Origin of the sequence: Romboutsia faecis, from assembly GCF_014323405.1 — a bacterium.
Taxonomy (GTDB): Bacteria; Bacillota; Clostridia; order Peptostreptococcales; family Peptostreptococcaceae; genus Romboutsia_E; species Romboutsia_E faecis.
Map to the genome: position 1 here is coordinate 493122 of NZ_JACRWE010000004.1, position 24935 is coordinate 518056.

Sequence of the window (24935 nt, forward strand, 5' to 3'; positions counted from 1 at the left end):
TCTAGTAACTAATAGTAGTAAAATTTATTTCTTGTGGAAACCTAAGATAAAAGAAGGAGGTTAATATGAGAAAAGATAAACAAAGTAAAAGAATATTAGATGAAAGTCCTCTATTAACAGATTTAGTTAATCATGGTCAAACTTATACCGAAATAAGAGATATGATAGAAGATGAAAATGAAGAGGTAAGAAAAAAAGTAAATAAAAAAGTTGATATAAAAACACCTTCATATCAAGATATGCATCCATATAATAATAAATTTTAAGATAAAAATAAGCCACTTAATATATAATTTAAGTGGCTTATTTTTATATAACATATAAAAAAGCATGTATTGATAAATTTAATATCAAACATGCTTTTTATTTAATATAACGTGCTTAATTATTAAGCAGCATCATTTAAATCAGAATCATTTTGCTTAGCCATATAGCTGTATATTGGTAAACCTATAATAGTTACGATAACACCACCTATAGACATTAATGTGTTTGTCATTCCAGCAAAGAATAATTGGTTTATTACAACGAATAATCCACCAGATATAGCCACTAATGGTATAAATGGATATAGAGGAACTTTATAAGGTCTATTCATATTTGGATGAGTTTTTCTTAACTTTATAACTCCTGCAAATGTTAATACATAGAATGACCATACAGCAAACATAGATAAGTCACTTAATAAGTTGAACTGTCCAGATAATGCATATAATGCAGATATAACAGCCATTATCATTGTTGCATTAGCAGGAACATCATTTTTATTTAAAGAACCTATAAATTTATATCCTGGTAAAGTTTTTTGTTGAGCTAATGTGTAAAGTATTCTTGGTCCAGTTAATAAGTAACCATTTATACATCCAAATACTGATATTAATATACCTATAGTTATTATTTGTCCACCTATTCTACCAAATAATACTTCTGCAACAGCTGAAGCAGGCGAAGCAAATTGAGCTAATTGATCAGCAGGTAATACAAATAAATAAGCTACGTTTATAACAACGTACACAGCCATAACTAATGATAAACCACCAACTATTGCTTTTGGTAAATCCTTACCTGGATCTTTCATTTCTCCAGCTATAGCACCAACATTAATCCATCCATCATAAGCGAATAATATTGCTATTAATAATTGACCGAAAACACCACCTGGGCTAACACCTTCTCCTACAAGTGGAGTGAATATTGGACTAGATGCGTTACCTTTAATTAATCCAAATCCTATTATTAATACAAGAGGTATTAATTTACATATTGTTGATATTGTTTGAATAATACCACTTGTCTTAGACCCAAATGAGTTTATAAATCCTATAAATAATATTACACCAGCAGTTAAACATATAACCAATGCTTGATTATCAGTTTGTCCAAGTAATATTGCTGATTGTTGACCAAACATAACTGATATTGCAGCTATAGTAGCAGGGAAGAATAAAACACATTGCATCCATCCTGTTAAGAAACCTAATTTTTTCCCATATATTTCTTCAATATAAACCATCATACCACCAGTTTTAGGTATAGCAGCTGAAACTTCAGCAGCTGTTAGACCAGCTGTTATTGTAACTATACCAGCTACTATCCAAGCGATCATACCAAGACCAGGTGCTCCACCTGTTAGTGTAAATACTGCCTGTGGTTTGAAGAACACACCACCACCGATAACCATACCAACAACTGTTGATAAAGCTGCAGCGAATCCAAGATTTTTTTGAAGACTCTTCTTTTCCATGTCATTATTCCTTTCTTTGTTTAAAAAAATATTGTAAGAATTATTACTTGTTTTTTTAACGACAAATACTATTATAATACTTTTTTTTTTAAAAACAATGTTTTCCTTAAATTTTCCTTGCATAATTCGACAAAAAAATTGGTTGTAATTGTAAAAAATATAAAAAATGGATGTTTATGTAAATAAATTACATATATTATATATCTATTAATATATTTTTATCTAAGTAAAAAAATATATAAGTATATTTACCTAGAAAAATATTACATATTTGTTTTTTTATTAAAATCAAATGAAAGAATAATATGATAGACTTCTCCTCACAATAAAATAATAAATATAAATTTTATTGTGAGGAGAAGTGTGATGCTTTATAAAAAATATATGAAGAAGTATTATCTAATCTAAATTCTAGCTTACAGGGGCTATCAGATTAATAGATATAAAAATTAATAGAAGCTGAATGATATAATAAATTAAAAGAAAAAGCTAAAGTGATTACTTAGAGATTATTTTTAGGATCACTTAAAGATTCATTAGTAATAATTTTGCTTATTGCAGCTATAGTACGATTTATATTAGGATTAATTATAGTGTGTTTTGTATTTTGTTGTGTCTATTTTAGTTGAAAATTTAAAATATAAAATTTTATAGCCTAATTAAAAACATAATATTTATAATATAAAGAAAACATATTATAATATAAATAAACAAATTAGGAGATGAATTATGACAAAAATAGTAGATGCGATAGAAATGTGTGAGAATAAAATACATAAATTTAAAGAAGAAACTAAAACCATAGAGGCTAGGATAAATAGAAAGCCAGAGTTTATAATAATAAATGCTTCAGATGATGAAGGTAATGCAAGGTACATAAAAGGGAAGATAACAGAAGGTGAAAAAGCAGGCCTAAATGTTAATGCAATAAAGTTAGAAGCAGACTGTACGAATAATGATGTAGAAGAAATAATAAATAGATGTAACGAAGAAAAAATACCAGTAATTCTACAACTCCCTACATATAAGCATCTAGATACAGAATACCTTATGAAATTAATAGATTATACTGTAGATGCAGATGGCTTTGCTAAGGAATGGATAGGAGAAATTAATTTAGGTAATGATAAGCTATTAGCACCTGCAACTCCTAAAGGCGTAATATCTTTACTTGAGTATAATAATATAGAAATAGAAGGTAAAATAGCACTAGTTATAGGAAAATCTAATCATGTAGGAAAACCATTATGTTCTATGCTGATGAACCGAGGAGCAACCTTAATAAATGCAAATAGTAAAACTAAAAATTTATCTGAGTTAGTTAAGATGGCAGATATAGTGATATCTTGTGTGGGTAGACAAAATCTAGTTGATGCTAAGGATATTAAAGATGGAGCTACTGTAATTGGTGTAGGCTTCACTTATGTTGGAAGAAAACAAATATTAGACTTTGATGTAGATGAAATAGTAAATTTAGGAAAAGCTAGTGTTGTATCAAATAGAATCAATTGCACGGGAAAAGCTACAATTAATTCATTAATAGAAAATGTTATTGAATTATATAAAATGAATTTTGAAATAATGGATTAGATAAAATAAGGGTTGCGCTAAAATTTAGCACAACCCTTATTTTATCTAATCCCAACTACAAAATTAAAAGATATAACTAAAATATTTACAAAACAACGGATACAGTAATTGGTTATATAAAGTGTTTCACTTACATGTAACTCAAGAGAAATACACTTTTATTTTAACTTTAGATATTAAAAAAATAATGAAAATTATTATAAAGTATATTATAAATATTAATATATTAAGGTCAAATCTTAATTATGTGATTAAAATTTTCATTATATTATTTTGTCTAATATTGTATAAATTTGGAAGGGGTATTATAATAAAGTAGTTAATTAAAATGTGTACATAGTAAAGTAGATAGCTAGCATATATATTAGTGAAATGTTTTAAGATGGAGGGTGTGTTAATATAGACGGAATATATAAGTTATTTTTAGAAAATATACCATTTCCAGTATGGATTGAAAGTGTAGATTCAAAAATAATATTTTTAAACAAATCATATGAAAAAAATTTTAATATAAAGTTATCTGATGTTGTGGGTAAAACAAATAAAGAGGTATTTCAAGCAAGTGTATCAGAAGAATATGACAGGCAAATAAAGCAATGTATAAGTGATAGAAAAATACAAAGAAGTGAATCAATGGTAAATGGCAGTTATATGGAATGCCATATGTTTCCCATAATGGGCAAGGAAGGGTACATAAAAGCGATTGCAGGTATATTAGTAGATACAAATGATAGAAAAGAAAGAGAAATAGAGGTTAATAATCAAAAGGATATTTTAAGAACAATTATAGATGCAGTTCCAGAATCTATTTTTTATAAGGATAAAGATAGTAAATTTATAGGTTACAATAAAGCATTTGAGGAGTTTTATAACAAAAGAGGCATAACAGATATAATAGGGAAAACAGATCTAGATATTTATGATGATACTGACGTAGCAAAAGTTTTTATAGAACAAGATTTAGAGGTTATTTATAGCAAAAAGACTAAATACTTTGAATGTACATTAAAAAATGATGCGGGAAAAGAAGTCGTAGAAGAGAACTTAAAGATACCTGTAATTAATAATGATGGAAATGCATGGGGAGTTGTAGGTTTATCAAGAAATATTACAGATAGGAAAAAGATAGAGGATAAATTAAGATTTCTAAGTGAAATAGATATGCTTACAGGTCTTTATAATAGATATAGTTTTGAAGAAAAAATGAAAGAATTGAACAATGAAAAATATCATCCATTAGGAATCATTATGGGAGATGTAAATGGATTAAAATTTATAAATGATACTTTTGGACACTTAGAAGGAGATATTTTACTAAAGGAAATAGCAAAAGTATTGAAGGATTCATGCAGTGAAAAAGGATATGTATTTAGATGGGGTGGGGACGAATTTATGATACTAGTTCCGAAATGTGATGAATCTAACTGTGAAGAAATTATAAAAAAAATAATTAATAATTGTAACAAATCTAATTATGATTATATGCAACTAAGTGTAGCATTAGGAGAAACTGTAAGATATACACCTGATGATGATATTTATGACTACATAAAAAAAGTTGAGAATAAGCTTTACAGACAGAAGTTATTACAAGGTAAAAGTGTAAAGAGCTCTATACTAGAATCATATAGAAGATTATTAAAGGATAAAAATACAGATACAAATAGGCATACAATTAGGGTTGTAAAATATGCAACTGATATTGGTAAAAAAATGAACCTTAAAATTTCAGATTTAGATGAACTTATTTTGTCAGCAGAATTACATGATATAGGTAAAATAGGAATTCCAGAAGAGATACTATTAAAACCTAGTAACTTAACTGATGAAGAATTTGAGATAATGAAGAGTCATGTTGATAAAGGATATAGAATAGTTAATTCATTAGGTGGATTGGGAAGTGTAGCAAAAAATGTTCTTACTCATCATGAAAGATGGGATGGTAGTGGATATCCACTAGGACTAAAACAAGAAGAAATACCTTTACTTTCTAGAATTATAGCCGTAGCAGATTCTTATGATGCTATGGTACATGAAAGAGTATATAAAAAAGCTATGAGAAAAGAAGATGCAATAAAAGAGTTAAGAAGATGTTCTGGTACACAATTTGACCCAGAAATAGTAGATATATTTATAAAAAGTATAGAATAATATAAAAGGTGTTTTAGATTGTATGGTTTAAAACACCTTTTTTGTATCTTATTAAGTCTAAAGAACATATTATATTATATAAAAATGCACAGGAAATGGCAGTTCATGGAGGGGGATTATGAAAAAGAAATATTTAACTATATTTTTAATTTCTGTGACTATGATCATGTATATACTTGAATTTCATCCAAATGTACTTAATTTATTTATTTTATTAAGTACAGTTCCAATATATATAATAAGTAAAAAGTCGCCAAGTGCAGGTCTTTTAATATATATAATAGTATCTTTATCGATTCTATCGGCTGATTTTTACCGTGGCACAGTATTTTTATTTTTTTATGGAGTAATAGGAGTTTTTCTTGGAATGTTTAGTCATTATCTAAATCAGAATATTTTAATAAGTATACTAAATGGAATTATTTTAGCTATTTCAATAAATGGAATGAATATGACATTAAGATTAAATATACAATATAGTAATGAGATCTTATTACAAGGTTTAATACTATTCTTTAGTATAGTATTTAGTTTTGCAACATTGGTAATTTGTAATTATATTTACGATATCTTATACAAAATAGAGAATATATCAAATTAAATATAAGTTAACTTTGAAGCTATAGATATAAGGTCTATAGCTTTTGTTTTATTCAAATTATAGTGTATTTTATGAATATAATGAATAGTATAACATATCGAAAAATGTCAAAAAAAGTTGAAAAGATAATATGATAGAAGTTATAATAGTAAATCATAAATAAAAAAATAGTATAAAGAGGAATGGGTAAATAAAATGACAATATTATTAAACACATTAGGTATAGTAGTTTTACTAGGTGCGTTATACTTATTCTCTGAGAATAAGAAAAATATCAACAAAAAAATGATACTGAAAGCTTTAGTAATACAATTTCTAATAGCATTTATATTAGTAAAATTTCCTTTAGGTCAAATGGTATTAGAGAAAGTATCTGACTTTGTAACAAATATATTAAGTTATGGAAGTGAAGGTCTAGATTTTGTATTTGGATCGTTAGCAGATGGAGGAGCCCCGACTGGAGTTGTTTTTGGAATACAAGTATTAGGTAATATAATATTTATATCAGCATTAGTTGGTGCGTTGTATTATATGGGTGTCATAGGAGCAGTTGTAAAGGTAATTGGTGGTGTTATAGGAAGTATATTAGGTACTTCTAAGGTAGAAAGTTTTGTTGCTGTTGCTAATATGTTTTTAGGACAAACTGAATCACCGATATTAGTAAGTAAATACTTAAAATCTATGACTGAAAGTGAAATAATGTTAGTCTTAATTTCAGGCATGGGGAGTATGTCTGCAAGTGTTCTTATGGGATATGCAGGCATGGGAATACCAATGCAGTATCTATTAATAGGTGGAGCATTGGTACCATTAGGAAGTATAATAGTTTCTAAGCTTATGTTACCAGAAGATATAAATCTAGGTCATAATACAGTTCAAGAGGTAAGTATAGATAATAAAGGAGATAATGAAAATATTTTATCTGCAATATCCCAGGGAGCTACAGATGGTCTTAATATGGTACTAGGTATAGGTGCATCTCTTATAGCCATAATATCTCTAGTAGCATTAGTTAATGGAGCATTAGGTATATTTGGATTATCATTAGAAAAAATATTATCAGTAATATTTGCTCCAATAGGATTTTTAATGGGTATACCACCACATGATGTATCTCTTGCAGGACAATTATTAGGAAGCAAGTTGGTTTTAAATGAATTTGTAGCATTTGGTCAATTAGGAGAAGTTATAAAATCTCTAGACTATAGAACCGGACTTATGTTAGCTATATCTTTAACTGGATTTGCAAACATATCAAGTATAGGTATATGTATATCAGGAATATCTGTATTTTGTCCAGAAAAAAGAAATCAACTATCTCAACTTGCCTTTAGAGGTATGATAGGTGGATTCTTAGTAAGTTTATTAAGTGCACTAGTAGTAGGATTAATAGTAGCATTATAAATTTTAATTTATACAAAAATATAATAGGAATTATTTCAATGATAGTAATCTATAGAATTAAACAATAATTTTAAGGATAGATTATTTAATTGAGATAATTCCTTTTTTGTTTATATTGAATTATTTATAATGAAGGAATATTTCATAAAATAAGAGAATTATAAAATAAAACAGAATAATGTAGAAAATTAAAAGGGGGTAGGAGAATGAAGAAAAGTATAACGTTGTTATTATCAATCATTATAGGAGTAACTACTTTAGTTGGATGTAATCAGACTAAAGAAGAGAGTATAGTTGAAACTAAGGATGTAAAAGTTGTGGCACCAGATGGATTGCCAGCGATATCTTTGTCTAAATTAGCAAAAGAAAATCCACATATTGTGAAAGGATATAAAATAGGTTATTCTGTAGAAGCGACTAGTGATTCACTTTCGACAACAGTAATGAAAGAAGAGCCAGATATAGCTGTTGTTCCATCGAATATGGCTGCAATAGCATATAATAAAACTTCTAATTATCAAATATTAGGGACTGTGGGAATGGGTTCTTTTTATTTAGTATCTACTGAAGATATAAATGATTTCAGTGATTTAGTAGGAAAAGAAGTTGGAAATACAGGTAAGGGCTTAACACCAGATATAACGGTACATACGATTTTAAAAGAAAAAAATATAAATACCGAAGGTATAAACTTTAATTATGTAAATGCAATGAGTGAATTAGTACCATTGATGGCAACGGGTAAATTAAACACTGGATTTGTTGCAGAACCAGCCTTGACAGGTCTGATGATGAAGAATAAAAATATTAAAATAATAAAAGGATTAAATGACGCTTGGAAAGAAGTAAGTGATTCAAAAACAGGATATCCTCAATCAACTTTAATAATAAAATCAGATTTTGCAAAGGAAAATCCAGAGTTTGTAAAAGCTTTTATAGAAGAAATATCAAATAGTATAAAATGGTTAAATGAGAATTCAAAAGATGCAGGTATTTATGCTAAAGAATTTGGTGTAAGTACAGAGCCAACAGTTATAGAAAAATCTATAGAAAGATCAAATTTAAAGTTTGTAAAAATATTAGAAATGCAAAAAGAGTATGAAGATTATTACCAAAAACTATACGATTTTGAGCCGAAAACAGTAGGAGGAAAGTTACCAGATGAAGGTATTTTCTATAAAGGAGAGTAAAAGTCAAAAAAAAGATCAAATTGATATAGTACTTTCGTGTGCTATCCTCTTATTTTTATGGCAAATTATTGCATTGAAAATAGATAATGATATTTATTTACCAACGATAAATCAAGTTCTCTATAGTATGAAAGAAATTGTATTTTCGTCTAGATTTTACTTAGATGTAATTTTCTCAATAAGTCGTTGCTTATTTAGTTTTTTTATTGCAATAATAGCAGCACTTACTTTAGGAATTATTTCTTATGTAAGTAGATTTGTTAGAAATTTCCTTAAGCCTATTACAGTTATAACACAGTCAATACCTACGATGATAGTTATAGTATTATCTTTAATATGGTTTGATAAAAATAATGCCCCTTTTATAGTGGGATTTGCTATGGTATTTCCTATTTTATATGACAGTATATTAGATTCTACTTTAAGCATAGATAAAGAAATATTAGAAATGGCTGATTTATATAAAATAGGTCTAAATAATAAAATCATAAAAGTATATATTCCATCTATTAGATTTAGATTAATATCTATATTAGGTTCTACTTTTTCTTTAGCTTTAAAAGTAGTTATAGCAGGTGAAGTATATGGGCAACCAAAGTATGGAATGGGAACCCAAATACAATTAGAAAAAATGAACTTTAATACTCCTGGGATATTTGCGTGGATAGTTATAGTAGTTATGATTTCATTTTTACTAGAGTATTGCCAAAAGCCGATTCTAAGGAGGGAATTTATATGGAAGAGATAATCTTAAGTATAAAAAATATTAATAAGAAATATAATAGTCGAATTGTATATGAAAACTTTAATATAGATTTTTATCTTAATAAAGTGAATTGCATAGTTGGAAAATCAGGATGCGGAAAAAGTACAATTTTAAATATTATAAGTGGAATAATTCCTAATGATAGTAATGATTTCACTAGTTTAGAAAGTATAGGATTAAGTTATATATTTCAAGAGGATAGGCTTATAGATTGGCTTACAGTAGAGGAAAATATAAAATTAGTAGTAAAGAAACATTACAATAAAGAAAAGATAGAGGAGCTTAGTCAGAAGTACTTAGATTTAGTGGGAATAGAGGAGTACAAAAATAATTACCCTCAAATGCTAAGTGGAGGAGTTAGACAAAGAGTTAATATAGCTAGAGCATTTATATACCCATCTAAAGTAATTATAATGGATGAGCCATTTAAATCTATAGATATAAAGAATAAAATGATAATAATGGATAGTTTAAAAGAAATTTTAAAAAGAGAAAGTAGAACTGTTTTGTTTGTTACTCATGATATGGATGAAGCTATATATTTAGCGGATTATATTTTTGTGTTAGGTAACTCTCCAGTACAAGTAATGCAAATATTTGAGAATAATGAATACTTAACAAAAAAAGAACTTTATGAAGTGATATAAAATATATATGAGATATAGATATAGTATATTAATTATTAATGAATAAGTATATAATATTAAAAAAAGTAAAATAAAACTATATTATAATATTAGGTTTACTAATTTTGCTAACATACTAATAAATCTATTACTTATAAAGTAGTAATAAGTTGAAAGTTATTTATGAACTTAAGAAATTAAAAATTATAACTTGACTAAGACTAAAAAGGAGTATACATATGGTAAAAAAAAGAATTGAACAATTAAGAAAACTTATGGATGAAAAAGGAATTTATGCTTATATAATACCATCTTCAGATTTTCATCAAAGTGAATATGTAGGGGAGTATTTTAAAAGCAGAGAATTTATAACTGGATTTACAGGGTCAGCTGGAACTGCTGTTATAACTAAGGATGATGGTGGTTTGTGGACAGATGGGAGATACTATTTACAAGCTGAGAAGGAACTAGAAAAAAGTGGTATAAAATTGTTTAAATCAGGATTAGAAGGTGTTCCTGAAATAGAGGATTATCTAAAAGAAGTAATGCCAGAAAATTCTAAATTAGGATTTGATGGAAAAGTAATTTCTGTTTATGAAGGGGAGAAATTACAAGAAAAATTAAGGGATAAAAATATAAAGATTACTTATGAAGAAGACTTAATAGATATTATATGGAAGGAAAGAATATCTATGTCAGACTCAGAAGGATTTTTATTAGATGTAAAGTATGTAGGCGAAGATTTTGTAAGTAAATTAAGTAGAGTAAGAGAAGTTATGAAAGAAAAAAAATCAACTATGCATATAATTGCAGCATTAGATGATATAGCATGGTTATTCAATATAAGAGGTAGAGATGTAAAGTATAATCCTGTTATTCTTTCCTATGCAGTGGTTGCTTTAGATGATGTATACTTATTTATTGATGAAAATAAACTAACTGATGAAATGAAAGTAGAGCTAAATAAAGGTAATACAATAATAAAGTCTTATTTTGATATATATGAATTTGTAAAAGAAATAAATATAGATGAAAAAGTATTGTTAGATAAATCTAAGGTGAACTATGCAATTTACAATAATATACCAAGTGAAGTAGAAAAAATAAATGAATCAAATCCAACTATGTTATTTAAAGCAGTTAAGAATGAAGTTGAATTGGATAATATAAGAAAGTGCCATATAAGAGATGGCGTTGCTATGACTAAGTTTATGTATTGGGTAAAAAATAATGTAGGAAAAATTGATATAGATGAAGTAAGTATAGATGATAAATTGTTAGAATTTAGAAGTGAACAAGAAAACTTTATAGAACCAAGCTTTAATACTATTGCAGGTTATAAGGATCATGGAGCTATAATTCACTATAGTGCTACTAAAGAAACTGCATATAAATTAAAGCCAGAAGGGTTATTATTAGTAGATTCTGGAGGACAATACTATGATGGAACTACAGATATTACTAGAATGTATGTCTTAGGAGAAATTCCAGAGATTCAAAAAACTCATTTTACAGCTGTAGCTAGAGGGATGATAAAACTATCTATGGCTAAGTTCATGTATGGGTGTAGGGGATATAATTTAGATATACTTGCTAGAGGTCCACTTTGGGAGATGGGATTAGACTATAGAACTGGAACAGGTCATGGGATAGGATTTGTTTTAAATGTACATGAAGCACCAAATGGATTTAGGTGGAAGATAGTTCCTGAAAGAAATGACAGTTGTATTTTAGAAGCAGGAATGGTAACTACAAATGAACCAGGAATTTATATAGATGGTTCTCACGGTATAAGAATAGAAAATGAACTTATAACAATAAAGGGTGAAGCTACTGAATATGGCCAATTCATGGAATTTGAAGCAGTAACTCTTGCCCCAATAGACTTAGATGGAATTAACCCAGAACTTATGGAAAGAAAAGAAATAGAGTATTTAAATAATTATCATAAGAAAGTCTATGAAGAAATATCTCCATTCTTAAATGAAGATGAAAAAGAGTGGTTAAAAAAGTACACAAGAGCTATATAGCAAAATATAAGGAGGAACTCAAATTATTTTGAGTATCCTCCTTATTATTTTAATATAATAGGTGTAGTATATTTAAAGATTTTAATGGAGAATAATTTGTATATGTTAAAAGCATATATAAATACATAAATTTATAAATTACTATTGAAATTTCTTGGGAAATAATCGGATAATATAGTATATGTATTAGAAAGGGGAAAACTATGTCAAAATCAAAGGTTAAAACTAATGCTATGAGAATACTTGATTCTCATAATATAAATTACAAGATGCACTCTTATGATACAGGTAAAGATCATATAGACGGAGTAGAAGTAGCTAAAAAAATAGGTAGAGATGTAAGTGAGGTTTATAAGACTTTAGTAGCTCAAGGTGCAAGTAAAGAATTTTATGTATATGTAATACCAGTACATGAAAATCTAGATTTAAAGAAAGCAGCTAGGGCTGCTAATGAAAAGAATATTGAAATGATACATGTAAAAGATATTAATAAGATTACAGGATATATAAGAGGTGGTTGCTCTCCAATAGGAATGAAAAAAATATATACAACTTTTGTAAATGAAAGTGCAGAAAATTTAAGTTCTATGATAGTAAGCGCAGGAAAAATAGGATACCAAATAGAAATGTCGCCTCAGGATTTACAAAGTTTAATAAATGCTGAGTTTGCAGATATAATAAAATAGACTGAGTATTTCAACTCAGTCTATTTTCTATCCATTTAGATATTTCATCTATAATTTCATCTTTGACTATTTCATCAAGTAACCTATGGTAAAGGCCGTTCAATATTCTAATTTCTTTATCTCTAGATAGTATATTATCGAATAAAAATTTACTATCATCATGAGATACAGTACTATCAGAAGAACCATGAAGTATAAGACAGGGATATTTAAATTTGTGCAAGTCATCTATAATATTAAGACAACTTTCCCTTAATGATTTATACATACCAAAAGTTACTTTATTTAAAATTAATGGATCATTTTCATAGGAATCTTGCATAACTACATCATGTGTAAGATTGTGAGTATTATTATAAGGTATAAATGTGAAGATATCAGTTGAAATTTTATCTGTTTTTGTAAGTCCTAATGTATCACATACCAAAGGTGCGCATAATATCATGCCCTGGACAGAGTCTTTATATTTACAACCATATTCTAAGAATGTGTGCCCTCCAATATCTTGACCTAAAAGGAAAATAGGAGAATCAAGATTTTCATTTTTTATTAATTCTAATATTGTACCTACATCATTAACTAAATTATTTATATTACTCAAATGACCTCTTTTACCATCAGATAATCCATGACCTCTATGATCATATCTATATACACTGTATCCTAAACTATTTAATTTATTAGTAACATAATCATATCTTTGGCAATGTTCAGCAAGTCCATGTGAAATCAAAATTACTGCTTTTGGGTTATCAACTAAATCTTTTTTATAGTGTAGATTAGTTTCATCAAAAGCTTTAATTGAAAGATTTACTACTCCTAAACTCATAAAAACTCACTCCTCATTATTGCTATTAAAAAAATAGCATTAATTAAAATCTAAATTTTTTACATTTAAATTTAGATTCGATAATTTATGAAAATAACCTTTTAATTTTTATAAATGTATTTAAAAATATTGTTTAAATAATGCTAAATAAACTATATAGATATACTATTTTGTATTTAATTTTATAAGCCTAATAAAAAGTAATATAACTTGTAAATAACTAAAAATACCTTAATAAATTGTATCAATTTATTAAGGTATTTTTAGTTAATGAGTTTACTTTATATAAGTTCCTTTTGAATCTTGAGAAATAAGACCTTTTTTCATAAGAACTCCTAAAGCACGTTTAAAATTCTTTTTACTAGAATTGAATACCGTAGCAATCTCTTCAGGTGTAGATTTATCGTTAAATCTCATAAAACCATCATTGCCTTCTAAGTAGTTTATTATAGAAGTTTCTAAAGTATCTAATTCTTTTTTTCTACTTTGTCTAGGAGAAAGGCCAAGTTTACCGTCTTCGTAAATTTTTATAACATTTAGTGATAATTCTTCTCCTGGTTTTAATTCTGTAAAGTACTCGTTGCGAAGTATAACGCCAGCATATTTATTATCAACAACAACCATAGCAGAGTTATTAGTCTGGAATCCATAAACTATACCAGTGACAGTATCTCCAATATTATATTCATGGTCAGTAGATAAGTACATATCTATATCTGTAGTAGCAGCTATTCTACCACTTTTATCAACATAAATGTAGAATGGATATCTTTCTCCTTTTTCTAAGTCATAAGTTCTAGCTTTGAAAGGAACTAAGATATCTTTAGTAAGACCGATATCAATAAAGCTACCGATTTGGGTATGAGCAACAACTTTTAATCTCGCAATATCTCCAACTTTAGCTTTAGGAGGTATTAAAGTAGCCGCAATTCTATCTTCAGAATCTTTATATATGAAAGCCTCAACTTCATCTCCAACTTCAATTTCATTTTTCCCAAGTAATCTATTATGTAATAAAATATCATCTTTAGTATTATTAGTTTTACCATCTAAGAAAAAACCAAAATTAGCTTTTCTTTTAACTTTTAATTTATTAAAATCACCTATTTTTATCAAATTAAGCATCTCCTTATTGATTTATTATTTACAAATATACATTTTAATATAATATCACATATTAAGCATATTATATTAAATATTTTTTACAAAATACAAATAAATTATTGAAAGAATTAGGAAAACGTACTACAATATTGGTATATACCAATATTAGTATATACCATATTAAATTAAGTGGTGATTAAATGAAATTAGTAGATAAGGATAGTTCGATACCATTGCATATACAATTATCATATATAATAAAAGATATGATAGATAATGAAGAACTAAAAGAAGGGGATTCAATAATTCCTGAAAGAGAACTTTGTAATATACAGAGTGTAAGCAGGATGACTGTGAATAAGGCTATTGTAGGTCTTGTATCAGAAGGTATACTTTATAGAGTTCAAGGTAAAGGAACTTTTGTATCAAAGAAAAAGGAGAAATATCAGTTTTCTAATGTAAAAGGATTTACACAAGTTATGAGAGAAAAGGGTGTAAAAATAAAAACAGATATTTTATCTTTTGAAAAAGAGCTACCAAGTCAATTTGTAAAAGATAAGCTAAATATAAATGATGATACTACTAAAATATATAAGGTAGTTAGACTCAGGTATATTGAAGACGATCCGTTTGGAATTGAAATTGCTTATATTTCAGATAATATGTGTAATAATTTAAAAAAAGAAATGCTTGTAAATAAATCTTTATATGATGTTTTACATAAAGACTATAATTACATAATAAAAAAAGCTAATCAGACGATAGAGCCGATAATTCTTTCCAAAGAAGAATCAGAAATACTTAAGATTGAAGAAAAAAGCTTAGCTTTAAGACTACATAGAAATTCATATGAAGAAAATGGACATCCTATAGAATACACAATATCGATATTTAGAAGCGATAAGTACCAATATGAAATAGCTTTAACTAACTAAAAAATATATTTATTTAAGTTTATGGGGGGTAACATGAGAATATTAGTATGTAAAGATTATGACGAAATGAGTAAAAAAGCAGCACAAGTTATATTAAGTCAGATAACTTTAAAACCAAATTCTGTACTAGGTTTGGCTACAGGAAGTACTCCAATAGGAATGTATAAAAATTTAGTTGAAATGTATGAAAGTGGAGTAGTTGATTTTTCAGATGTAATTACTTTTAACTTAGATGAGTATCATAAGTTGCCGATAACAAGTACTCAGAGTTATCACTATTTTATGCAAGAGAACTTGTTCAACCATATAAATATTAATCCTAAAAACGTACATATACCAAATGGTATGACAGATAATATAGATGAAGAATGTGAAACATATGAAAATGCTATAAAAGATGCAGGTGGAATAGATATACAAGTGTTAGGTATAGGTAGAAATGCGCACATAGGATTCAATGAACCAACGGTTAGTTTTGAAAAAGGAACTCATCTAGTAGACTTGACTCCATCTACTATAGAAGCAAATGCAAGATTCTTTGAATCTATAGAGAATGTACCTAAAAAAGCTATAACGATGGGTACTGGATCTATATTTAAGGCTAGAAAAATAATGATGTTAGCCTATGGTGAAGGTAAGGCAGATGCAGTTTACAATACAGTTCATGGAAAAATAACTCCAGAAATACCAGCATCAATACTTCAATTTCATGGAGATATTGTACTGATTTTAGATAAAGAAGCAGCTAGTAAGTTAGATCCAAGTGATTATAAATTAGTATAATAGAAATTAAATTATAATTAAAATTTAATATAGAAAATAAAAACCTCCTAAATGATTTTAAGAGGTTTTTTATGTTGGAAATTATGAACTAAAAATATTAAAAGATATATGTGTAATATTGATAAGATATAAGGATAGAATATAAGGTATATATTAAAATGTTAGATTCTTAAACTAAAATTGAAAAAATAAAGAAAACTTACTAAGATAAAAAAGTTAGAGATACTAAACTTTATAAATATTAATATAAACATAATATATTAAGTTAATCTATAAAGTCATTTAAAATACTAGGATATACCTAAAAATAAAAATGAAAAAAATAATTAAAAACTATTGAATTTAATTATAAAATTTTATATAATAACTTTTGTTGTTTAGAAATTTTAAACTGAATGTTTAGTAATTATAACGAAGATAAGGAGGTGTAAATATGGATATAGGTGAAAAAATCAAGAGAATGAGAATAGAAAAACAGTTGACCCAAGAAGAATTAGCTAATAGGTGCGAATTATCAAAAGGTTTTATTTCTCAAGTTGAAAATAATTTAACCTCACCGTCCATAGCTACTCTTATAGATATACTAGAAATTTTAGGAACAAACTTAAGAGAGTTTTTTAATGAGATAGATGATGAGAGAATATCATTTACAAAAGATGATATGTTTGAAACTGAAGATGAAGAATTGAAATATAAATTAAAATGGTTAATACCTAATTCACAAAAAAACCAAATGGAACCGATAATAATAACATTATGTCCAGGTGGGCAGTATAAAGAAGAGAAACCTCATGAAGGTGAAGAGTTTGGATACGTTCTTGCTGGTTCTATATACGTGCATATAGGAGATAAAAAAAGTAAGGTTAAAAAGGGAGAGAGTTTTTACTTTAAGCCTAGGGCAAATCATTACATATCTAATGTTGGTAAAAAGGAAGCTAGAGTGGTTTGGGTAAGTACTCCACCATCATTTTAGAAAAGAGGTGCTATATAATTGACAGATAATATAATAAGTTTACAGGGAATATCTAAAACTTATGAAGATAATACAGTTTTAGATGGTTTAAATTTAGATATAAAGAAAAATGAGTTTTTAACATTATTAGGTCCAAGTGGATGTGGTAAAACTACTACATTAAAAATTATAGCTGGATTTGAGTATGCTGATGATGGAAAGGTATTATTTGAGAATAAGGATATGAATAATATTCCTCCATATGAGAGAGCGGTAAATACTGTATTCCAAAAATACGCTTTATTTCCACATATGAATATTTATGAAAATATAGCATTTGGATTAAAAATAAAAAAAATGCCTAAAGATGAAATAGATAAAAAAGTAAAAGAAATGCTTAAATTAGTAGCTCTTGAGGGGTTTGAAAAAAGAAGTGTAGATTCTTTAAGTGGAGGCCAACAACAAAGGATAGCTATAGCGAGAGCTTTGGTAAACGAACCTAAGGTACTCTTACTAGATGAGCCTCTAGGAGCATTAGACTTAAAACTAAGACAAGAAATGCAAACTGAGCTAAAAAAGATACAACAAAAACTTGGGATTACGTTTATATTTGTAACTCATGATCAAGAAGAAGCATTAACTATGTCTGATACAATAGTTGTTATGAATAAAGGTAAGATACAGCAAATGGGTACGCCAGAAGATATATACAATGAACCTGAAAATGCATTTGTTGCTAGATTTATAGGTGAAAGTAATATATTCGATGGAATTATGCATGATGATTATAAAGTTGAATTCTGTGGGAAGAACTTTGATTGTGTAGATAAAGGATTTAATAAAGATGAAAATATAGATGTCGTAATTAGACCTGAAGATATAAAAATGACTGCTGCAAGTGAAGGAATGTTAATAGGAATAGTAACATCTGTTGTATTCAAAGGTGTGCATTATGAAATAGAAGTTGATGAAAATGGTAGAAAATGGATAATTCATAATACTCAAAGTGCCAAGGTAGGAGAAGAACTTGGTATGGATATATATCCAGAAGATATCCATATAATGAAAAAGGTAAGTGAATAATAATGAAAAGAAAATCTAATTCATACTTAGCTTCTCCTTATGTTGTATGGAGTATGATATTTATAGTAATTCCTTTATTTCTAATAGTATTCTTTGGATTTACAAAAGAAGAAAATGGTCAATATATATTTTCATTAGAGAATTTTCAAAGATTAATGGATCCTATATTCTTTAAGGTATTTGCACGTTCTCTATGGTTAGCATTAGTATCAACAATACTATGTATATTAATAGGGTATCCGACAGCATATATAATTTCAAAAGCAAAGGTAAGTAGACAAGGTATATTAATATTACTTTTTATACTTCCGATGTGGATGAATTTTTTACTGAGAACTTATGCTTGGATGGCTATCTTGGGTAAAAATGGATTTATTAACACCATTCTTACTACATTAGGTTTTAATCCTATAAATATTTTATATACAAATACAGCTGTATTATTAGGTATGGTGTATAACTTTTTACCTTTTATGGTACTTCCGATATACACGATACTTTCAAAAATGGATAAAGACTTAATAAATGCAGCAAAAGATTTAGGTGCAAATAGCTACCAAGTTTTTACTAAAGTAATATTACCTTTAAGTATACCTGGTATAGCATCTGGTACAACTATGGTATTTATGCCAGCAGTATCTACTTTTGTAATTTCAAAATTACTAGGTGGAGGAAAAGTAATGTTAGTTGGGAATTTAATTGAACAGCAATTTATGACAGTTGGAGATTGGCATTTTGGTTCTGCCGTATCTATATTTATGATGATATTAATTCTACTGTCTATGGCATTTATGAATAAATTTGGAAATGAATCTGGTAAAGAAGGCGGTGGATTAATATTATAAAGAAACTAACGTCTAATATATATTTAGGATTGGTGTTTATATTTTTATATGCTCCAATACTTGCACTAGCAGTTTTCTCATTTAATGACTCTAAATCAATGGGGAAATGGGAAGGTTTTACTTTAAAGTGGTATGAGAGTTTATTCCAAGATGAGAGAATAATGACTGCTTTATTCTATACAATTGTTATAGCAGTAATAGCTTCATTAGTAGCTACTATAATAGGTACAATTACAGCAATTGGAATACATAATATGAGAAAAGGGAAATTAAAAAGCACATTATTGAGTGTGAACAATCTTCCAATATTAAATCCTGATGTTGTAACTGGGGTATCTTTAATGACATTGTTTGTATTTATTAATATGGAATTTGGATTTAAAACTATTTTACTTTCGCATATAGTATTTAATATTCCATATGTAATACTTTCAGTTTTACCAAAATTAAAGCAATTACCAGCTAATATTGAGGAAGCTGCAATGGATTTAGGTGCAACACCAATGTATGCTTTACAAAAAGTAATAATACCTCAAATAAAGCCAGGAATAATATCAGGTATGTTAATAGCATTTACTATGTCTATAGATGATTTTGTAATAAGTTTCTTTGCAGCAGGAAATGGTGTTAGTAACTTATCTATTGAAATATACTCTATGACTAGAAGAGGAATAAGTCCTGAGATTAATGCATTATCAACAATTATGTTTGTTGTTGTATTAGCTTTGTTAATTTTAGCTAATGTAAATGGAGATAAAAAAACAGTAATAAACAATTAAGATAAATTATTTTGAGGAGGGTGAATATGAAGTCTAAAAAGTTTATATCTTTAGCTACGATATTTACACTAGCCTCTACATTATTAGTTGGATGTGGTACTTCTAAGCCATCTAATGAAGTTCTCAATATATATAATGTGGGTGATTATATAGATGAAAGCTTAATAACTAAGTTTGAAGAGGAAACAGGAATAAAAGTAGTTTATGAAACTTATGATACTAACGAATCTATGTATCAAAAAGTTAAGAGTGGAAGTACGAAATATGATTTGGTATTCCCATCAGATTATATGGTTGAAAAAATGATAAATGAAAATATGCTAGAAGAAATTGATTATAGTAATATACCTAACTATAAATATATAGATGAAGATTTCAGAAATGCGGATTATGATAAAGGCGATAAGCATAGTGTACCTTATTTATGGGGAACTTTTGGAATCGTATATAACAAAAACATTGTAGATGAAGAAGATGTAAAAAGCTGGGATGTACTTTGGAATAAAAAATATGCAGGTGAAATTCAAATGCTTGACTCTGTTAGAGATAGTATGGGTATATCTTTAAAAAGATTAGGATATTCTATGAATTCAACTGATCAAAAAGAAATAGAAGAAGCTAAAGAACAGCTTATGATACAAAAGCCTATAGTTCAATCATATGTTAATGATGATGGAAAAGATAGACTAGTAGCAGGTGAAGCTGCTATGGGAATAGTTTATTCAGGAGATGCAATTACATTAATAGAAAGTAATGATGATTTGGCTTATTCAGTTCCAAAAGAAGGAACAAATAGATGGATAGATGCTATGTGTATACCTAAGACAGCTGAAAATAAAGATTACGCAGAACAGTTTATAAACTTTATGTTAGATCCAAAAAATGCTGCTGTAAATGTTGAATATATTTGGTACTCTACACCTAATACAGGAGCGATAGACATACTAGGAGAAGATTATATAGATGATCCTATTATGAATCCTTCTCAAGAAATAATTGATAAAAGTGAAGTGTTTTCTGACTTAGATGTAAATACATTAAGATTATATGATAATGCATGGATAGAAGTCAAATGTGAATAGATAAAACAAAAGCTATAATCAAAGAGATAAACTCTATGATTATAGCTTTTGTTTTTATAAGAAAAATAGGAATAGCAATAACCAGCTTAAACCACAAAAGCCTCTTCTGCGATTAGAATTACAACTGTTCATATTAGACTTACTAATGATACAATTGTTTGTACTATAATTTATTTTGTTAAATTTATTACTTTGTCTTCTAGGTCTTTTTTTACAACACTTATTGTAACACATAGTGTTTACTGAATAAGGGTTTTGTAAAGTAGAACAGTTATTATTAATATTATTTCTATTTGTAGTATTATAATTATTAGCAGGGCATTTATATCTATTTATAACTTCAGGTTTCTTGCAATAGCAAGGGTAATGATTACATTTAGTACAAAATACAAATTCTTTATAATTATTTTGGGGCATGACGCAAAAGCCTCCCTTTCAAAAATATAGTATTTTAATAAATAATATGATTATAATAGATTTAAAGTTACAAGATATATTATATTTAGTGCTTAGATAACATTGTTCGATTTTTATTTATCGTAAAGTAAAGAAACTTATATATAACTATAGTATTATAAAGCTAGGAGAGAATTATAAGGAGGGGTTATGGGGAAGAAAAAAATTAAACATCTAAAAGGAAGAAAAAATAAAAATAAAAAGATGAAAAGGATATTTTATATATTTTTCGTCTTTTTATTTATATTGGTTTTAATAGCAGGATTAAAATATGTAAAAGAAATGTATATGTCAAAAAATATAGAGGATTCTAAAATAGAATTTTATATGGACATAGCAGATGAAGTAGGTAATGGGAAAATACAACTTAATTGGAAAGAGCTACTTGCTATAGACTTGACTATATACGATGATGATTTAAGTAATGTAAAAAAGAGTGACGCTTTAAGTAGAGCTAAAAAGTTTATAAAATACTCTAAAGATAGATCTGGAAAATGGAATTACACACTAAATAATTTAGACGAAGTTTTAGAAAAACATAATTTTACTGAAAGTCAAAAATCAGAGGTTAAGAACAATTTAAAAAAATTATCATATGTGTTTTTAGGCAATAAAAGATTAAATGAAAAGAGTCCTGAAGTTGTTTTTATAAATAAAATAAAAAGTATAGCTATAAAAAATTATGAAGAATATGGAGTTTTACCATCTATAACTATAGGGCAATGTATCTTGGAGTCTGGATGGGGAAATTCAGAATTAGCTAAAAGTGGAAATAATTTATTTGGAATAAAGGCTGACTCATCTTGGAGTGGTAGAAGTATTAATATGACTACATCTGAGAATTATGATGATACAATTGTAGCTGCTTTTAGGTCATATACTTCTATTGATGAATCAATAGAAGATCATGGGAAATTTTTAAAAGAAAATCCTAGATATGAAAAGAGTGGATTGTTTTCTGCGAAACATTATACTTCTCAAGCTCAAGCACTAGAGGATGCGGGTTATAGTACTAAAGAAGATAAAAATGGGAATAAGATATATGCAGAGATGCTTATCGATCTTATAAGAAAATATAATTTACAGCTTGTAGATTGTGAGTTATATCAAAGTGAGTAAGTTATATATTAATTAGTAACTAAAATTTATAAAAAACAATGATTTGATTAATTATTGTAAAATTTAAGAAAATTTAAAAAATAAGTTGACTTTTGTAATAAAATATCGTAAAATTATTGTAAAGTTAATAGAGAATACTTTTATCAAGAGAGGTGGAGGGACTGGCCCATTGAAACCCAGCAACCAGCATAATTATATGTAAAGGTGCTAAATCCTGCAGTATTTTACTGGAAGATAAACATTATTGGATAAGTAAGCCTGAGTTTATACTCAGGCTTTAATAATTTATTAAAACTGAGTTAGAAGAGGTGATTATATGAAAAATGAAAGAAAAAAGGGTAGTTTATATGCATTGCTGCCATTAGCTGTATTTTTACTATTATTTGTAGGATCAGGAATTATAACAGGTGATTTTTATAAGATGCCAGTACTTGTAGCGTTTATAATATCAACAGCAGTAGCATTATTATCGAATAGAAAAGAAAGTATGAATAAAAAGATGGATGTATTTTGTAAGGGAGCTGGAAATTCAGATATTATATCTATGTGTATAATATTCTTGTTAGCAGGTGCATTTGGTACAGTTACTAAAACTATAGGAGGAGTTGATTCTATAGTAAACTTAAGTTTATCTATATTACCAGCCAATTTAGTAGTAGTTGGACTTTTCCTTATAGGATGCTTTATCTCATTATCAATGGGAACATCAGTTGGGACAATAGCAGCAATAGCGCCTATAGGTATAGGAGTTGCTGAAGCAACTGGAATACCTGTAGCACTAGTATTAGGTGCTGTAGTTGGTGGAGCTATGTTTGGAGATAACTTATCAATGATATCTGATACAACTATAGCTGCGGTTAGAACGCAAGGGTGTGAGTTAAAAGATAAATTTAAAGTTAATTTCTCAATAGTATTACCAGCAGCGATAATAACAGTAATATTAATTGCAGTAAAAACATCAAGCTATAATGTTGAATTAAATGAGGTTTATACTTATGAATTGATTAAGATAGTTCCTTATTTAGTAGTATTAATAGGTGCATTATTAGGAATCAATGTTTTTGTTTTACTTAGTGGAGGAACAATATTTGCTTCATTAGTGGGAATATACACAGGCTCATTTGATTTATTTGGAGCAATAGAGTCTATAAATGTAGGAATGTCAGGAATGTTTGAGTTATCCATGATATCAATAACTATAGGTGGGTTAGTGGAACTTATAAAGCTTAATGGCGGAATTGACTTTATATTATATTTTATAAGCGGCAGAATAAAATCTAAAAAAGGTGCAGAAATTGGCATAGCAGCATTAGCGAGTATAGTAGATTTGTGCACAGCAAACAATACAATAGCTATAGTAATGGCAGGTCCATTGGCTAAAAATATTTCTGATGAATTTAAAATTGATCCAAGAAGATCCGCTAGTATATTAGATATATTTTCAGCTTGTTGGCAAGGAATAATACCTTATGGAGCTCAACTATTAACAGCAGCAGGGTTAGTAGCGATATCTCCAGTTGAGATAATACCTTATTTATATTATCCAGGATTAATGGGTATATTTGGAATACTTGCTATATTGTTTGGCGTACCAAAATTAAAATCTAGTAATACAAGTGAAAATATAGCATAATTATAAATTTAGTTATAGTAATGAGTTTCTTATAAATTTAAGAAACTCATTTTTTATTATTTTATTTTAATTGGAGTACTTAGAGTTTATCTAGAAATAATTATATAAATATAATAATATTTATGAATAAAAAGCTAAAAATGATAGATAATATTAAGGCAATAAAAAAATATATAGAAATACCAATATGAGCAAGATAATAATATCAATCAATAAATATTTAAAATAAAAAATAAAAAAGTTTATAAAAAAGTATTGACGTAAAATTATAAAGATGGTAAAGTATAACTTGTCCAAAAGAAAAGGACAAAACAGTTAAGAACTTTGAAAATTAAACAGTAGGTTAATTTATAAAATTAATTCTTATAAAGAATTATTCGAAACAACCAAACAAAGCCAGATATATAACAGTATCTGAGCCCATCAACTTTTATTTGAGAGTTTGATCCTGGCTCAGGATGAACGCTGGCGGCGTGCCTAACACATGCAAGTCGAGCGATTTACTTCGGTAAAGAGCGGCGGACGGGTGAGTAACGCGTGGGTAACC

General features: G+C 27.6%; 22 protein-coding genes, 1 rRNA gene and 1 riboswitch. Of the genes, 20 read left to right on the top strand and 3 right to left on the bottom strand.

Annotated elements, in window-relative coordinates:
• The first annotated feature begins 65 nt into the window (after positions 1–65).
• Positions 66–266 (top strand): hypothetical protein, encoded by a 201-nt coding sequence (locus H8923_RS11370; RefSeq protein ID WP_153925099.1) that lies wholly within the window; start codon positions 66–68, stop codon positions 264–266.
• 122 nt (positions 267–388) lie between these two features.
• Here H8923_RS11370 and H8923_RS11375 read toward each other — a convergent pair whose 3' ends face one another.
• A complete protein-coding gene (locus tag H8923_RS11375) occupies positions 389–1744 on the bottom strand; it encodes an APC family permease (RefSeq protein WP_153925102.1) in 1356 nt (451 codons plus the stop codon).
• Between the two features lie 729 nt (positions 1745–2473).
• On the opposite strand from H8923_RS11375, the gene H8923_RS11380 reads away from it, so the two are divergent.
• From H8923_RS11380 to ybaK, 9 genes are all read left to right on the top strand, one after another.
• Positions 2474–3334, top strand: coding sequence for a bifunctional 5,10-methylenetetrahydrofolate dehydrogenase/5,10-methenyltetrahydrofolate cyclohydrolase (locus H8923_RS11380; RefSeq protein ID WP_153925105.1), 861 nt, complete (start codon positions 2474–2476; stop codon positions 3332–3334).
• Positions 3335–3742: 408 nt separating this feature from the next.
• Positions 3743–5485, top strand: coding sequence for a sensor domain-containing diguanylate cyclase/phosphohydrolase (locus H8923_RS17515; RefSeq protein WP_317982875.1), 1743 nt, complete (start codon positions 3743–3745; stop codon positions 5483–5485).
• A gap of 118 nt (positions 5486–5603) precedes the next feature.
• Positions 5604–6086: a hypothetical protein gene (locus H8923_RS11390; protein ID WP_153925108.1), complete on the top strand. Its 483-nt coding sequence runs from the start codon at positions 5604–5606 to the stop codon at positions 6084–6086.
• A gap of 195 nt (positions 6087–6281) precedes the next feature.
• A complete protein-coding gene (locus H8923_RS11395; protein WP_153925111.1) occupies positions 6282–7490 on the top strand; it encodes a NupC/NupG family nucleoside CNT transporter in 1209 nt (402 codons plus the stop codon).
• A gap of 206 nt (positions 7491–7696) precedes the next feature.
• Complete coding sequence (locus H8923_RS11400; RefSeq protein WP_153925114.1) at positions 7697–8680, top strand: ABC transporter substrate-binding protein; 984 nt, start codon at positions 7697–7699, stop codon at positions 8678–8680.
• On the top strand, positions 8652–9428 hold the full coding sequence (locus tag H8923_RS11405; protein ID WP_153925117.1) for an ABC transporter permease: 777 nt from the start codon (positions 8652–8654) through the stop codon (positions 9426–9428). The genes H8923_RS11400 and H8923_RS11405 overlap by 29 nt, the downstream gene beginning before the upstream one ends.
• Positions 9416–10093, top strand: coding sequence for an ABC transporter ATP-binding protein (locus tag H8923_RS11410; RefSeq protein WP_153925120.1), 678 nt, complete (start codon positions 9416–9418; stop codon positions 10091–10093). The genes H8923_RS11405 and H8923_RS11410 overlap by 13 nt, the downstream gene beginning before the upstream one ends.
• 218 nt (positions 10094–10311) lie before the next feature.
• Positions 10312–12102 carry an aminopeptidase P family protein gene (locus tag H8923_RS11415; protein ID WP_153925123.1) on the top strand — a complete coding sequence of 597 codons (1791 nt, stop codon included), beginning with the start codon at positions 10312–10314 and terminating at the stop codon, positions 12100–12102.
• A gap of 203 nt (positions 12103–12305) precedes the next feature.
• Positions 12306–12788 carry a Cys-tRNA(Pro) deacylase gene (ybaK, locus tag H8923_RS11420; protein WP_153925126.1) on the top strand — a complete coding sequence of 161 codons (483 nt, stop codon included), beginning with the start codon at positions 12306–12308 and terminating at the stop codon, positions 12786–12788.
• Positions 12789–12798: 10 nt separating this feature from the next.
• On the opposite strand, the gene H8923_RS11425 is transcribed toward ybaK, so the two are convergent.
• Together H8923_RS11425 and H8923_RS11430 are read right to left on the bottom strand one after the other, a co-directional pair.
• On the bottom strand, positions 12799–13617 hold the full coding sequence (locus tag H8923_RS11425; protein ID WP_153925129.1) for an alpha/beta hydrolase: 819 nt from the start codon (positions 13615–13617) through the stop codon (positions 12799–12801).
• A 276-nt stretch (positions 13618–13893) separates the two neighbouring features.
• Positions 13894–14733, bottom strand: coding sequence for a CvfB family protein (locus H8923_RS11430; RefSeq protein ID WP_153925132.1), 840 nt, complete (start codon positions 14731–14733; stop codon positions 13894–13896).
• A 188-nt stretch (positions 14734–14921) separates the two neighbouring features.
• Between H8923_RS11430 and H8923_RS17640 the strand changes: the two genes are divergently transcribed.
• The 10 genes from H8923_RS17640 to H8923_RS11480 all read left to right on the top strand — a co-directional run.
• Positions 14922–15656 carry a GntR family transcriptional regulator gene (locus tag H8923_RS17640; RefSeq protein ID WP_153925135.1) on the top strand — a complete coding sequence of 245 codons (735 nt, stop codon included), beginning with the start codon at positions 14922–14924 and terminating at the stop codon, positions 15654–15656.
• A 33-nt stretch (positions 15657–15689) separates the two neighbouring features.
• Positions 15690–16439, top strand: coding sequence for a glucosamine-6-phosphate deaminase (gene nagB / locus H8923_RS11440; RefSeq protein WP_153925138.1), 750 nt, complete (start codon positions 15690–15692; stop codon positions 16437–16439).
• Positions 16440–16872: 433 nt separating this feature from the next.
• Complete coding sequence (locus tag H8923_RS11445) at positions 16873–17412, top strand: helix-turn-helix domain-containing protein (RefSeq protein WP_153925142.1); 540 nt, start codon at positions 16873–16875, stop codon at positions 17410–17412.
• Between the two features lie 18 nt (positions 17413–17430).
• Positions 17431–18474 (top strand): spermidine/putrescine ABC transporter ATP-binding protein, encoded by a 1044-nt coding sequence (gene potA / locus H8923_RS11450; RefSeq protein ID WP_153925145.1) that lies wholly within the window; start codon positions 17431–17433, stop codon positions 18472–18474.
• Positions 18475–18476: 2 nt separating this feature from the next.
• Positions 18477–19319 (top strand): ABC transporter permease, encoded by an 843-nt coding sequence (locus H8923_RS11455; RefSeq protein WP_153925148.1) that lies wholly within the window; start codon positions 18477–18479, stop codon positions 19317–19319.
• Positions 19320–19417: 98 nt separating this feature from the next.
• A complete protein-coding gene (locus tag H8923_RS11460; RefSeq protein WP_153925150.1) occupies positions 19418–20098 on the top strand; it encodes an ABC transporter permease in 681 nt (226 codons plus the stop codon).
• A gap of 26 nt (positions 20099–20124) precedes the next feature.
• Positions 20125–21180: an ABC transporter substrate-binding protein gene (locus tag H8923_RS11465; RefSeq protein WP_153925153.1), complete on the top strand. Its 1056-nt coding sequence runs from the start codon at positions 20125–20127 to the stop codon at positions 21178–21180.
• 606 nt (positions 21181–21786) lie between these two features.
• A complete protein-coding gene (locus H8923_RS11470; RefSeq protein ID WP_153925156.1) occupies positions 21787–22755 on the top strand; it encodes a glycoside hydrolase family 73 protein in 969 nt (322 codons plus the stop codon).
• Between the two features lie 137 nt (positions 22756–22892).
• Positions 22893–22996, top strand: a riboswitch (SAM riboswitch).
• A gap of 75 nt (positions 22997–23071) precedes the next feature.
• The gene (locus H8923_RS11475; RefSeq protein WP_153925159.1) at positions 23072–24388 is read left to right on the top strand and encodes a Na+/H+ antiporter NhaC family protein; all 1317 of its coding nucleotides are present in this window, start codon (positions 23072–23074) and stop codon (positions 24386–24388) included.
• A gap of 430 nt (positions 24389–24818) precedes the next feature.
• Positions 24819–24935 (top strand): 16S ribosomal RNA (locus H8923_RS11480); the annotation flags it as partial.

Bases quoted from the DNA above. Each gene is read 5' to 3' on its own strand.
- H8923_RS11370 (WP_153925099.1), top strand. From the start codon at position 66: ATGAGAAAAGATAAACAAAGTAAAAGAATATTAGATGAAAGTCCTCTA.
- H8923_RS11375 (WP_153925102.1), bottom strand. From the start codon at position 1,744: ATGGAAAAGAAGAGTCTTCAAAAAAATCTTGGATTCGCTGCAGCTTTA.
- H8923_RS11380 (WP_153925105.1), top strand. From the start codon at position 2,474: ATGACAAAAATAGTAGATGCGATAGAAATGTGTGAGAATAAAATACAT.
- H8923_RS11390 (WP_153925108.1), top strand. From the start codon at position 5,604: ATGAAAAAGAAATATTTAACTATATTTTTAATTTCTGTGACTATGATC.
- H8923_RS11395 (WP_153925111.1), top strand. From the start codon at position 6,282: ATGACAATATTATTAAACACATTAGGTATAGTAGTTTTACTAGGTGCG.
- H8923_RS11400 (WP_153925114.1), top strand. From the start codon at position 7,697: ATGAAGAAAAGTATAACGTTGTTATTATCAATCATTATAGGAGTAACT.
- H8923_RS11405 (WP_153925117.1), top strand. From the start codon at position 8,652: ATGAAGGTATTTTCTATAAAGGAGAGTAAAAGTCAAAAAAAAGATCAA.
- H8923_RS11410 (WP_153925120.1), top strand. From the start codon at position 9,416: ATGGAAGAGATAATCTTAAGTATAAAAAATATTAATAAGAAATATAAT.
- H8923_RS11415 (WP_153925123.1), top strand. From the start codon at position 10,312: ATGGTAAAAAAAAGAATTGAACAATTAAGAAAACTTATGGATGAAAAA.
- ybaK (WP_153925126.1), top strand. From the start codon at position 12,306: ATGTCAAAATCAAAGGTTAAAACTAATGCTATGAGAATACTTGATTCT.
- H8923_RS11425 (WP_153925129.1), bottom strand. From the start codon at position 13,617: ATGAGTTTAGGAGTAGTAAATCTTTCAATTAAAGCTTTTGATGAAACT.
- H8923_RS17640 (WP_153925135.1), top strand. From the start codon at position 14,922: ATGAAATTAGTAGATAAGGATAGTTCGATACCATTGCATATACAATTA.
- nagB (WP_153925138.1), top strand. From the start codon at position 15,690: ATGAGAATATTAGTATGTAAAGATTATGACGAAATGAGTAAAAAAGCA.
- H8923_RS11445 (WP_153925142.1), top strand. From the start codon at position 16,873: ATGGATATAGGTGAAAAAATCAAGAGAATGAGAATAGAAAAACAGTTG.
- H8923_RS11455 (WP_153925148.1), top strand. From the start codon at position 18,477: ATGAAAAGAAAATCTAATTCATACTTAGCTTCTCCTTATGTTGTATGG.
- H8923_RS11460 (WP_153925150.1), top strand. From the start codon at position 19,418: ATGGGGAAATGGGAAGGTTTTACTTTAAAGTGGTATGAGAGTTTATTC.
- H8923_RS11465 (WP_153925153.1), top strand. From the start codon at position 20,125: ATGAAGTCTAAAAAGTTTATATCTTTAGCTACGATATTTACACTAGCC.
- H8923_RS11470 (WP_153925156.1), top strand. From the start codon at position 21,787: ATGGGGAAGAAAAAAATTAAACATCTAAAAGGAAGAAAAAATAAAAAT.
- H8923_RS11475 (WP_153925159.1), top strand. From the start codon at position 23,072: ATGAAAAATGAAAGAAAAAAGGGTAGTTTATATGCATTGCTGCCATTA.